The sequence below is a fragment of the Egbenema bharatensis FJBBOT/2019 genome (assembly GCF_048077055.1).
Taxonomy (GTDB): domain Bacteria; phylum Cyanobacteriota; class Cyanobacteriia; order Elainellales; family Elainellaceae; genus Egbenema; species Egbenema bharatensis.
In genome coordinates this window covers 3,968,246-3,980,980 of record NZ_CP182236.1, presented here as the reverse complement: position 1 = coordinate 3,980,980, position 12,735 = coordinate 3,968,246, and the positions used below count along the sequence as shown (strand labels likewise).

At 48.3% G+C, this 12,735-nt stretch carries 8 protein-coding genes; 4 read left to right on the top strand and 4 right to left on the bottom strand.

Features of this window, described 5'->3' with window-relative positions; genetic code table 11:
* Nucleotides 1–56: 56 nt before the first annotated feature.
* On the bottom strand, nucleotides 57–1,901 hold the full coding sequence (locus ACM1PF_RS18460) for an adenylate/guanylate cyclase domain-containing protein (RefSeq protein ID WP_416666064.1): 1,845 nt from the start codon (nucleotides 1,899–1,901) through the stop codon (nucleotides 57–59).
* Nucleotides 1,880–2,254 (bottom strand): hypothetical protein, encoded by a 375-nt coding sequence (locus ACM1PF_RS18455; protein ID WP_416666062.1) that lies wholly within the window; start codon nucleotides 2,252–2,254, stop codon nucleotides 1,880–1,882. Before ACM1PF_RS18455 ends, ACM1PF_RS18460 begins: the two co-directional genes overlap by 22 nt.
* Before the next feature lie 166 nt (nucleotides 2,255–2,420).
* On the opposite strand from ACM1PF_RS18455, the gene ACM1PF_RS18450 reads away from it, so the two are divergent.
* The 4 genes from ACM1PF_RS18450 to ACM1PF_RS18435 are packed head-to-tail and all read left to right on the top strand — an operon-like array spanning nucleotide 2,421 to nucleotide 9,942.
* The gene (locus ACM1PF_RS18450) at nucleotides 2,421–2,642 is read left to right on the top strand and encodes a hypothetical protein (RefSeq protein ID WP_416666061.1); all 222 of its coding nucleotides are present in this window, start codon (nucleotides 2,421–2,423) and stop codon (nucleotides 2,640–2,642) included.
* Nucleotides 2,635–3,933 carry a hypothetical protein gene (locus ACM1PF_RS18445; protein ID WP_416666059.1) on the top strand — a complete coding sequence of 433 codons (1,299 nt, stop codon included), beginning with the start codon at nucleotides 2,635–2,637 and terminating at the stop codon, nucleotides 3,931–3,933. The genes ACM1PF_RS18450 and ACM1PF_RS18445 overlap by 8 nt, the downstream gene beginning before the upstream one ends.
* A 10-nt stretch (nucleotides 3,934–3,943) precedes the next feature.
* Nucleotides 3,944–5,614 (top strand): NACHT domain-containing protein, encoded by a 1,671-nt coding sequence (locus ACM1PF_RS18440; protein ID WP_416666057.1) that lies wholly within the window; start codon nucleotides 3,944–3,946, stop codon nucleotides 5,612–5,614.
* A 2-nt stretch (nucleotides 5,615–5,616) separates the two neighbouring features.
* Nucleotides 5,617–9,942 (top strand): tetratricopeptide repeat protein, encoded by a 4,326-nt coding sequence (locus ACM1PF_RS18435; protein ID WP_416666055.1) that lies wholly within the window; start codon nucleotides 5,617–5,619, stop codon nucleotides 9,940–9,942.
* 111 nt (nucleotides 9,943–10,053) lie between these two features.
* Here the strand turns inward: ACM1PF_RS18435 and ACM1PF_RS18430 are convergent, their stop codons facing one another.
* Both ACM1PF_RS18430 and ACM1PF_RS18425 read right to left on the bottom strand, forming a co-directional pair.
* Complete coding sequence (locus ACM1PF_RS18430) at nucleotides 10,054–10,869, bottom strand: IS1634 family transposase (protein ID WP_416666053.1); 816 nt, start codon at nucleotides 10,867–10,869, stop codon at nucleotides 10,054–10,056.
* The gene (locus ACM1PF_RS18425) at nucleotides 10,866–12,596 is read right to left on the bottom strand and encodes a protein-arginine deiminase family protein (RefSeq protein ID WP_416666051.1); all 1,731 of its coding nucleotides are present in this window, start codon (nucleotides 12,594–12,596) and stop codon (nucleotides 10,866–10,868) included. Before ACM1PF_RS18425 ends, ACM1PF_RS18430 begins: the two co-directional genes overlap by 4 nt.
* Between the last annotated feature and the right edge of the window lie 139 nt (nucleotides 12,597–12,735).

Sequence of the window (12,735 nt, the reverse complement as noted above, 5' to 3'; positions counted from 1 at the left end):
TCAAGGGGGGCTAGGGGGGATCAAGGTTTCAGGTTTCAAATGCGTAAGTCTTAAATCTATTTTTCGCTAAAGGCCCATATGCCATCCCAATGGGCAGGAATGCCTCGCTCGGCTAATAGTTCAATTCGTTCCAGGTACAATTTTGCCGTTTTGTCGGCAGCGTTCACCTGAAGCACCTGTTCAAAATAAGCCTTTGCCCCTGCTAAATCTCCCGCTTGATAATGCTGGATACCTTGCTCAAATTTAGGTTGAGTCAGGAGTTTGAGGGTTTGCACCGCTTCTACTTCTGCATCCAGAATTTCATAGACTCCGATCGGTTCATTCCGTCCCTTAACGATCGCCCGGTCTAGAAAGCGAATTTTGTACTGTTCTGGATGGCTTAATCGCGTCCACCCATCCTCAGAAATCAGGAGCGAAACGCCATAATACTTGGTTAATCCCTCTAACCGAGCCGTCAAATTCACATGATCTGAAAAGGCATCCCCTTGAATTCGGTTGTGTTCACCCACCATGCCCACCATCATGTACCCCACGTGAATGCCCATGCCGATCGCAATCGGTGATAGTCCGTTACTTTGGCGGGACTGATTGAACATTTGCACCTGCTTGAATTTAGCGATTCCGGCCGCAACCGCATCATCCACACTATCGGGAAAAATCGCCATCATGCCATCCCCCAAAAACTTCACTACAAAGCCATTGTGAGAATGAATTTCGGGAGAAACGCTTTGCAGATAGGCATTGACAAAATCAAAATTTTCTTTGGGCGACATCTTTTCCGACAGAGTGGTAAACGATCGAATATCAGAGAACATGATGGCCATTTCTTTGCTGATGTGATCGCCCAATTCAATATCAGTAATCCCTTGCTTATTTAGAAACAACAAATACTCTGGTGGAAAAAAGCGAGCAAAAGCATTCTTCTGCGCTTCCAGGGAATCAAAGGCTGATTTGAGCTGGCTGGACATACTGTTAAATGTGTTTGCCAAATTGCTGATTTCAATAATTTGAATGGGTTCATCTAAATCAATATGTTGATCAAGCTGACCAACGGCGATTTGATTGGCAGCATGATTGAGCTTTAACACCGGACGCACAACCCAGCGCGAGTTATAAATTCCCAGCAGAATTGATCCTGTCAGGGCAAACAGGCAGAGCAAAACGGTATTGCGGGTGTTGTCATTAATTTGTCCCATAAAGTCAGACTCCGGTACGGTGGCAACCACCAACCAATCCAGCCCCAGTTCATCTTGCCAAGGCTCAACCCAGGTCAAAAGCCGATCGCCATTCTCATCTTTGAAGGTGAACTGTTGACGGTGGTGAATCCGCTCCATTCCGCCAAACTGCTTTTCTAAATGGCGAGCTGTAGCTTGAATCAAATGATCCTGGCTTTGGAGGGCATTTAAGCGTTGAGCCTGACCATTGACCTCAACGTAAGATCTTTCAGAGCTGGAACTGGCCACAATCTGCCCATTTCTTTCAATAATAAAAATTTTGCCAGATTCACTAATCTTGAGTTCTTGCAGGAAAATACTGATCTGGGAAAGCAAAAAATCAATGCCAATTACCCCCACCAGGCGATGATTGGAGTCCAAAATAGGATAGCTACAGGAAATTGAAATAACATCTGGGCGATCGACCCACTGATAGATGGAACTCCAAACTGGCCGTCCTGCTGCTACCGCATTGGCGTACCAAAAATCCGCCTGAAAGGGATACTCTGCACCCTCGATCGCCTGGGTGGGGTTTCCCTGGGGATCTAACTCATACCGTGTCAATCGGTTATCATTCGCCTGGAGCAACTCCAGGTATAAATCACCATCATCTTCACGACCAATCCCCAAAAAATCGCCTGCTTCCGTGCCGATGTTGATGTAGCTCAGATTGTCGAATATTTGCATCTGCCGCCAGAAAAGCGACTGGTATTGCTATGCTCTTGGGCATCCAACTGTCCGAGCTGCACAGCCTCCAGGTTCATCTGATTCACCTGGGAAGGAACCGAGAGATAGGTGTCCAACCGTTGCCTGATCCGAGACTGCACCTGACTTTGCAGTTGATCATTGAGATGATTGACAGCCTCTTGCCCATTCTTGAAAGAAAGATAACCCACCAACCCAACCGCCACAAAAATCTGTAAAGTAAACGGAACAACCAGCGCAGCCCGAAGATGTAATCTCCTGGTGGCATGGGATTCTGGCGCAGTGTGCGGCTTTGGCGGTTGTGAACACTGGTTCCGAGGAGGCTGTGAACTCATATCAGGAACGGCGAATGGGCAACTCTATAGTTCCCCTAATCTGTTTTGAACAACAGTTCTACCTCGGTATTTACACAACTTAGCGATCGCCGTTTGCTCTCTGTCCAACATTTTTCGGATGGCAAGATTGAGCATAATGAGTAATCAACCGTGGAGACAGAAAAGGATGACAGAACTACACCAGCTTCGGGCGATCGATCCGATCGGTCTTCAGTTGGTGGGTAAACCCACAGTGAGGCAGCTTTACTGCAATTTGCCTTTTTCTTACAGGAACAGCTTAACTTCCGTCATCAGTGGAACGGATTGCATTTTGCAAAGAGTTCTAGCTGCTAGTTCAGCCTTCTCTTATCCTGAGTGTTATCTGAAAATGACCTATTCCTATGAGTGATATCCGGTTTTGGCGGCCTGTTTATCAGTTATTTAAACCGGATGAACCACTGAGCAAGCCTGAGGAATTGAGAAATTTTTATGTAGAACGAGATGGCAGTCCAGTCAGAAGTCTCGTTAGTTCCCTGGAACTGAGTGATGTACCTGAGAAATTTCTCCTGGCAGGACATCGAGGGGGTGGTAAAACAACGGAGCTACGTAAGCTACAACAACGGTTTGAAGTAGACTATACCGTTATCTGGGTGGATGCAGATACCGCATTAGATCGCTACAACGTTGGCTATGCTGAAGTGATCGTTTTGATTGGGTTAAAAATTTTTGAGACAGTCACTCAAGCGGGCTGGAGGCTACCTGAAAACCTGCAACAGGACTTGTTGGAAAGCTTGAAGACGGTGATTTACCAGGATCAAGGCTCTCGGAGCGGTCAAATTGGGCTACCAAAGTTTTTTCAGGATGCAGGAATTGCCTTGAGCGTGGGGTTGCAACGAGATACCACCAAAACTTTGAACATTCGTCCCGCGTTGACTGAGATTATTAGTAGAGTCAATGCCATCATTGAGGCGGCTGAGGCAGAAAAGCAGCAAAAACTCTTAGTGATTGTGGATGGACTAGATCGCCGCGATCAAGGTACAGCCAAAGAAATGTTTTGCAGCCCGTTATTAACTGAGTTAAATTGTCACATTATCTACTCGATTCCGATCGCCTTTCGATATTCCACCGAGGGCAAGGCCGCACTGGAGATTTTTGATAAATGTCTGGACTTGGACAATCCACCCGTGTTTAAGTGTAATGAACAAGGTTGCCCAACAACCCAGCCCGATAAAGTGGGGCGGCATGTGTTGCAGAGCGTGGTTCAGAAACGATTGGCGAAGTTAGGTGACTCTTACCAAACCCTATTTCAACCAGAAGCCTTAACCTTGCTTTGTGAGAAAAGTGGTGGTGTGATGCGAGAACTCATTCGGCTGGCACGAACGGCTTGTGAAATTGCATTGGCCCAAAAGTTAGCGACCATTTCTCTAGACATTGCCAGGGCAGCAGTTCGGGAAGAGCGGAAAATTTATAGCATTCGGGACTATCACTTTCCAGTTTTGCAAACGGTGCATCGAACGGGCCAACCAACCAGTGCTACCCATGAGGGTGCAAACGGCAAGGTGGTCATTTTTGACGAGCTACTGCAATATAAGTTGATATTGGGGTACGAAGACCCCCACCTGGGACGTTGGTTTGATGTAAACCCAATCCTGTTTGAAGATTTAGAACGCTGGCAAGCTGCAAATTCATCAGCAACATAGGACTCTGGCTATGAATCCTGGCACGATTGAACCTTTAACTCAGCTAAGTCAACAAGATGAGGAAGAACTGATCCGGTTAATCCACACCCTGGAGTTGAGTGAGGGCACAGTCACAGTTTTTGCAATCGTGCCTGAACCTGGGCCAGAGCATCCTATCGTGCAACGGTTTAAGCAAAGGGTGAAAACGCTCTCAGAACCCTTTCGACTTGAGCCGTTTCATTACAGCGATCGTGCCTTCTACGAATTTCTTTATAGCTCAGAGCCAGAGGAAACAGCAGCCGAGTTGGGACGAAGATTGATCATGATCTACGGGTTGGATCAGTTACCAACCGATCGCCTGGTTCGGGAAATGGATCAACTGAATCGAGGACGGGAGGTGATTGCTAAACGGAAGCTGGTGCTGATCTTTTGGCTGAATAGGACTAGTTTTCTGGATGAATTTCGCAGCCGTGCGCCTGATTTTTGGGACTGGCGCGGTAAGGTGTTAACGTTCCAAACCCGCCCACCGCTGAATCCGTTGTTCTACCCTTACCTGGAGTGGATGATTGCTGAAAACTCTTACCTGAAGATGGGTGGAGTTATGCAGGTGAACCGCCAGGTAGATATTTTTCTGGATCAGATCTATGTATCGTTGCAGGCAGAATCAGTTGAAGAACGAAGCCAGTCCGTTCAGGAAAGGGTTGTAGATGGGGGGATGCGCCTTCGACGTGGACGTATGAGTGTCAGTCAGTTGGAAGAACCCGATGCGCTAGCGAGTGAGCCAGGGGATGAGCCAATCCTGGAAATGAGTCTGGAGACTGTGAGCCGTCAGCATGTTACGAAAACGGTGGATTTGGCAGAGGCAGTCCAAAAGCATGAATATATCGTGATCTTAGGTGATCCAGGGGCAGGTAAAACCACGCTGCTTCGGTATTTAGCCCGGCATTTTGCTATCGCCAATCGAGACAATGCTCCAGAAGTTTTGGGCGGTAAGCAAGAAGGGTTAGGGCGAACTCGTCTACCGATTTTGTTTCGGATTGCTGACTATGCTGAACGGCTGGTTAAACAGCCAGACTTGAGCCTGGTGGAATATCTAAAACAGTTTTATCGCCAGTGGGAACAGCAGAGTGGTGAATCGTCGAAGGGTGCAGCGATCGCCAATTTACTGTTAACCAAAATGGCGACAGGGAACTGCCTGATACTGCTGGATGGCTTAGATGAGGTATTTGACCAAGCCAACCGGGTACAGGTTGTGCAACAGATTAATCAGTTAGTCAATGCCTACCCTACCAACAAATTTGTGATTACCAGTCGGATCGCTGGCTACCAGGAAGCGGCTTTGGGCAGTCGGTTTCGGGAGTTGACGATTACGCCGATGGGAGATGCTCAGATCGAGCGATTTTTGCAACGCTGGTGTTTGGCGATCGAGGTGGCACAGCGTCCTGAGGCGGATCGTAGTTTGCAGCAGCGAGATGCGGAACGAGAAGCCCAGGGGATTGTGCAGGCGATCGCTACCCAACCGGGAGTCAAACGCTTTGCGACAAATCCGCTGCTATTAACAATTCTGGCGTTGATTCATCGCAATGGAACTAAATTACCCCAGCGGCGGGTGGAGTTATACGACCTGGCAGCGAAGACGCTGATTGAAGATTGGCAGTCGGGGCGCAATATTCCCTACGGACCCAGAAACGGAAATTCGTAATAGTGGAGGAGGAAGTCACCGCGCTGCTGGCTCCTCTGGCGTTTCGGATGCATGAAGAGAAACCTTCTGGACTGGTGGAGCAAGCGCAGGTTGAAGCATGGTTAACGCCCAAAATGGTAGAGCTACATGGGGTGGATGAGGCTGCGGCTCTGGAACTAGTACGGCAGTTTTTGCGAAAGGTACGGGAAACAACGGGGCTATTTGTGGAGCGCGCCCCAGCGACTTATGGGTTTATGCATCTCACGTTTGAGGAGTATTTTGCAGCCCGGCACATTGCCGATAACGAGATCGATGACATTTTGCAGATCATTAGCCCCTATCGTAATCAGGCCCGATGGAATGAACCCATTTTGTTGGCGTTGGGATACTTGAGCCGGGATCGGAAGCGAGTCAATCGGTTGGTGGAGCGGTTGTTTAGTAATTTAGCCACCTATCAACCCAGTATTATCGGTCACGAGATTCAGTTGCAAAATGTCTCGGCGGCAAACCCAGTGCTGGTGTGGTATTCGCAGTCAGAGGACGAGGTACAGAAATCAGATGCGATCTGGCAGGATTTGCTGTTTGTAGGGCAGGTTTTAGCAGAGGTCAATGTTTCCCATAGGTTTTGTCGGCAGCAGGTAGAGAAACTGGTGCTGACCTACGTTGGATTGGATACAGGCTATGAGGATGGGCCAACTCAACAATTGTTGCGTCTATTGCGAGGGGTTGAGGCGTTTAATCATCAGGTGTTGGAGCAGTTACAGCAGGTGGCTGAAGATGAGTCTCTCTCGCAAGAACAACGCAACCGAGCGTGGGCAGCAATGCTGTATGTAGCTTCTGGTGAGGCAGGGGCAGCATTAACTGATCAAGTGATTCAAATTTCTGATCGATTAACACCTGCTTTGTTTAACGAAATTCGCCGTTTAGTTGCTGAATTGGGTGAGGAGATGTCCTCTGCCCTGGAACGATCGCTGGAAGATTCGAATCTCAGTGTAGAACGCCCACAGGTGGCATTTATGACTGGGTTGTCTTACTTGCGAGCAGATAACTACGATTGCGTCATTACTCGGTTAGAACCCCTCCTCCAGCAGGTCAGTTGTGAACTGGAGGGTTATGTTGAGTGGGTAATTGCCATTGCCCATGAGAAACAGAAAAATTACGAGCAAGGATTGCAATACTATCAGGAATGTTCAGAAAAGCTGCAATCCTGGATTTTGTGGCGTAGTTGGGGAGTATGTTACCGATCGTATCAACAGTATGAGCCATCTTTGGAATGTTTTCAGCACGCATTAGCAATTATCCAGCAAGCAAAGGATCAAAAAGCAGAAGCTAATATCTTTTGGAATATTGGCAGAAGTTATCAGAGCTGGAGCAAGTACAAAGAAGCGATCGACTGTTACCAACAAAGTCGTGAGCTTTATCAGCAACTGGGTAAGGAAGCTAAGGTTGCAAATCAGTGGTATTGGATAGCGGATTGCTATCGAGAGTGGGGCAAGTATGAGCAGGCATTGGCGTGTCAACAGCAGTGTCTTGAAATTCGTCAAACTTTAGATGACCCTGCTTCAATTGCAGTTACCTATCACCAGCTAGGATGCATCTATCAAGCCTGGGGCAAGTACCCAGAGGCGATCGACTATCATCAACAGAGTCGTGTCCTTTATCAACAACTGGGTAAGGATAAGGATGTTGCAAACCAGTGGTATTGGATAGCAGATTGCTATCGAGAGTGGGGTAAGTATGAACAGGCATTGGAGTGCCAACAACAGTGTCTTGAGATTCGTCAAACTTTGGATAATCCTGCTTCAATTGCAGTTACCTACCACCAGCTAGGACGCATCTATCAATCCTGGGGTAAGTACCCAGAGGCAATCGACTATCATCAACAAAGTCGTGTCCTTTATCAACGACTGGGAAAAGATAGTAATGTTGTTAATCAATGGAGCAACTTGGCAAATTGCTATCGAGAGTGGGGTAAGTATGAGCAGGCATTGGAGTGCCAACAGCAGTGTCTTGAAATTTGTCAAACTTTAGATGACCCTGCTTCAATTGCAGTTACCTACTACCAGCTAGGATGCATCTATCAAGCCTGGGGCAAGTACCCAGAGGCAATCGGCCATCATCAACAAAGTCGTGTCCTTTATCAACGACTGGGAAAAGATAGTAATGTTGTTAATCAATGGAGCAACTTGGCAAATTGCTATCGAGAGTGGGGCAAGTATGAGCAGGCATTGGAGTGCCAACAGCAGTGTCTTGAGATTCATCAAACTTTAGATGACCCTGCTTCAATTGCAGTTACCTATCACCAGCTAGGACGCATCTATCAAGCCTGGGGCAAGTACCCAGAGGCGATCGACCATCATCAGCAAAGCCGTGTCCTTTATCAACAACTGGGGAAGGATAAGGATGTTGCAAACCTCTGGTATTGGATAGCAGATTGCTATCGAGAGTGGGGTAAGTATGAGCAGGCATTAGAGTGTCAACAGCAGTGTCTTGAGATTCGCCAAACTTTAGATGATCCTGTTTTGATTGCAGTTACCTACTACCAGCTAGGACGCATTTATCAGTCCTGGGGCAAATATCAAGAGGCGATCGACTATCATCAACAAAGTCGTGACATCAATCTACAGCTTGGCAAAGATATCAATGTTGCAAATCAGTGGTATTGGATAGCGGATTGCTATCGAGATTGGGGCAAGTATGAGCAGGCATTGGAGTGCCAACAGCAGTGTCTTGAGATTCGTCAAACTTTGGATAACCCTGCTTCAATTGCAGTTACCTACTACCAGCTAGGACGCATCTATCAAGCCTGGGGCAAGTACCCAGAGGCGATCGACCATCATCAGCAAAGCCGTGTCCTTTATCAACAACTGGGGAAGGATAAGGATGTTGCAAACCTCTGGTATTGGATAGCAGATTGCTATCGAGATTGGGGCAAGTATGAGCAGGCATTGGAGTGCCAACAGCAGTGTCTTGAGATTCGTCAAACTTTGGATAACCCTGCTTCAATTGCAGTTACCTACTACCAGCTAGGACGCATCTATCAAGCCTGGGGCAAGTACCCAGAGGCGATCGATTATCATCAAAAAAGCCGTGACATCAATCTACAGCTTGGCAAAGATATCAATGTTACTAGCCTCTGGTATTGGGTAGCAGGTTGCTATCGAGAGTGGGGCAAGTATGAGCAGGCATTGGAGTGCCAACAGCAGTGTCTTGAGATTCGTCAAACTCTGGATGATCCTGCTTTAATTGCAAACGCTTACTACCAGCTAGGACGCATCTATCAGTCCTGGGGTAAATACCCAGAGGCGATCGACTACTACCAACAAAGTTGTGAGCTTTATCAGCAACTGGGGAAGGATAGTGATGCTGCAAACCTGTGGGCTTGGATAGCAAGTTGCTATCGAGAGTGGGGCAAGTACGAACAGGCATTGGAGGCACAACAACAGTGTCTTAAAATTTGTCAAACTTTGGATAATCCTGCTTCAATTGCAGTTACCTACCACCAACTAGGACGCATTTACCAATCCTGGAGCAAATACCAAGAGGCGATCGACTATTACCAACAAAGTTACGATCGCTACGAAGCTTTTGACTTACAGCAGGATGCCGCAAATCAACTCTCCTGGTTAGCAAGTTGTTATCGAGCATTGAAAGACTATCCCACCGCAGTTGAATATTATCAAAAGAGCTTTGAGCGTCATCAATTGCTAGATCACAAAGCAAGTGCTGCCCGACGATTGAGACAACTCGGTAACACCCAACTCCAGTGGGCAAAAACCTGCTCCAACGACGAAGCATTCAACCTGCTTCACCAGGCAGACCAGCACTTACAGCACGCCTTCCAACTGGATACTGCAGGTCGCTACTCCAAAAATCTGGCTTATGATCACATCTCCCTTGCCCTGCTTGCTGCTGAATACCTACGTCACCTACCTGAGGACAATGCTACTGCGCCAGAATACCTCACCCAATTTGAGCAAACCTACCCAACTGGACTCACCCAACTCACCCAATTAGGGCAAACCATCAACCAAGCAGAAGAAGCCCTGGATATTGCCCGCGCTTATTTAGAAGTTCCTGCCCTGGAAAACCTCGATCGAGCTGAAGCAATGGTCCGTCAGTCCCTACAAACCTTTCAGGATTTTAATCGACGCAAGTTACAAGCCTCTGCCCTCAAACTGCTAGGAGAAATCTTTCTCAAATATGCCAGCAAAGGAATAGCAGGGTCGAGCACTTCAGCAGAGCAGTTCTTGGAAGCAAGTATGCAAACTTACCATGATTTAGATCTAGCTCAGAGTGCACAAGAGATCGAGCAATTACTGCTGGAGATTGGCAGCGAAAACCGATAGAAGATAAGAAACTTACCCCAAAGTCGATCGCCAAAACTGGGTAATTTCATCCCGTCGGGCAATCCAGCCCACATTCCGCATGTCTACCTTCGATGCTATGTATTTTCCTCATTATTCCAAGAGATAGTAGTGACGACAGGCTGCTCCTAACAATTGCAGAATCTTTTGACGTTGGGTTGTGAGATTACTAATCTGTTGGCGACCGGCTACCGTGACGAGATGAACGGCTTGAAAACACTGAAAGACCCATCGCATGGTCGGCTTATCGGTGAGCTTTCCCGGTTGATTGAGGATGGTGGTTTTGGCGGCACCTAAGGCTTGCCGGAGTTGACGTTGAGCCAGGGTATAGACTAACAGAGACAACGCCATCACCATAGCCAATGCCATAATGCGCCGAGAGGATTTGAGAAAGACCCGGGAGGTGAAGAACAGCGGGTCTTTGAGGAAGCGAAACCCGCGTTCGCTGGACTGTTGCTGCTTGTATTCGCTTAACACCTCGACTGCGGTGAGCGGTTTTCCCTCTAGCGCGGTGAGGGACTCGTCTGGGAGGGCATCGAGTTCCTTACACTTGAGCACAGTGGTTGCCAGGATGAACCGTCCAGTAATGCGCTGGTGTTCCTCAATGACCTCGGTGTCAGGGATCAACGTCGCGTCAATGTGATAGCTGTACGATTGGGGTGAACTCCCTTGCTTGGGATGCCCCCGTTTGCCGTGATGGGCTCTGTGCTCAACATTGACCGAGCTGAGACGATGGTAGCGCAAGCTCTTTTGGAATTTCTCGATGGCACTGAGGGCATCCGCCTCACAGGCAAACTCCTGCTGCATCAGTTGGTTGAGTTGCTGTTGCTGGCGTTGCTCGGCTTGCTGCACTCGTTTTTTGATCCCTTTGAGGTCGGCATCCCGACGTTTTTCACTTTCGACAATCACCCAGCTGGGATATTTTGCCAGACATCGGCAACAACAGGTTCCTTCCTCGTATTAGTTGCACAATGAACGTTTCCCTTATTTTCCTGGTACGACCAATCATCCACAAACTGCACCGGAATCTGAACGGTATCAAACTGTTGTTGAATGGTTCGCTGAATGGAATCCTGACCCTCGATCGGAGGAGCCAGGGGATCACCCGCAATCACTGTGCCATTCACATAAATCGAGTTGACCGAATTAGACCACAGGCCGTACGCTTCCCGTACATCACTGTACAACAGTGGCAATTGAATAATCCGATCGCCCGTCAAATGAAAGTCCTGTTTGGCTTTCTCTAGAATGGGATCAAGGCGTTCCTGCTGAATTTGCTGATTGATTTCTATGTAATTCAGAGCTTCACTGACGGGAAAAGGTGGATAGCCAATGTCGAGATTTCCGGCTCCCAGTGCGTCTAAATTTTCAACTTGTTCAATTCCCATTGCTGCATTGTTGATGAGCAAGTACGCTTCCCCGTTCGGCCCTGGTACAAAATTAAAAATCTCATCGACGTGCTTAATCGCCAGCCAGGAGGTATCCACCCAAACAGGCGATTGCACCTGCTGCATCTCCAGAAATCTGACGATCTCAGACTGCAACTCAACGCCCGTTGCGCCATTTCTGCCGTAATAGATGCGTCCCAACGGAAACTCAGGCACGGGATGGGACACTTCCAGGTTCCCCAGCCAGTCCACCAGATGATCTCCTTCGGCTAAATCGCGGGATTCTCCAACGGTGATATAGCCCATTCCTGGAGCCAGGAGGGTTGGTGGATAGCGATCGGCATCTCGGTTGGCCCGTAACACGACATGCATTCTGGGATGTCCCGGAATTTCCTGATAGCCAATCTCCATCGTGTCCTGCATCCACATTTCTTCCCACCAGTCGGTTGTGTATTCGTGAAGGGTGGCTCCCAGGTGCTGAAGCTGTTCCTGGAGTTGGGTGCGCATCGTTTCGTTTTCGTAGGCTCCCGCACTGACGTAGACATCCGTGGTGGAGGCAGAATTGGGCAGCATCACCCAGGGGGCGACCCGCAGCCGAGTCTGGTCGGTTGCAACCTCTGTGCCTGCGGTATCTCGCACGATGACACGAATATCGACAAACCCATCCCAGTTTTGATGGGCAAAATGCTTGGCTTCAATTCCCAATTCCAGTACATCCGCTAGATGAACCAGTGACGTTGGATGGATGACATCAATCAAGGCGATCGCATCTGGCAAAAGCTGAAAAATGTGGACAAAACTCCGGGCTGCTCCTTCAACCTTGATGAAGACTTGGTTCCCATTTCGCTGCATCTCCTCCGGCAAATTCACCTTAACCCTTGCCAGATCTTCCGCATCCTGAGAGCCGTTGACAACCTGATCCTGCCAGTCAGGATATCCTTTCCAGTCATCATCATCCACATTCGCCAGCAGCAAACCGCCCGTTGTCCAAGACCAGGTGTCTCGTCCTTCTACATCTTCTGAAGTGATTACGCCATCCCGGTTGGTGTCGCCGTAGATCAGCAGGCGATCGCTTGCAGAATCAGGGGACAGGGAAATGGTGCGATTAAGTTCGGTAGTTTCGAGTTCCGTTGCACCCGTTTGCTGCTGATGGGGCTGGTTCATCCAAAAGTCCCAGCCAACTGCAAGCATCAGTGCAACTGCAAACAGGAACGCAAGGCGCAAAAGGCGCAAAAGATGACGGTTCACAGCTTTCAGCTCACCAGGACATCTATAGCGTCTCCTATCCCAACCCTGTCTGTCTTCCATCCTAAGGTTGAAACGTTAAGTTTAGAAACAATTCTTTGCAATGATGGCTGGATGTGTGGAGATTTTGATGCATGTTCGT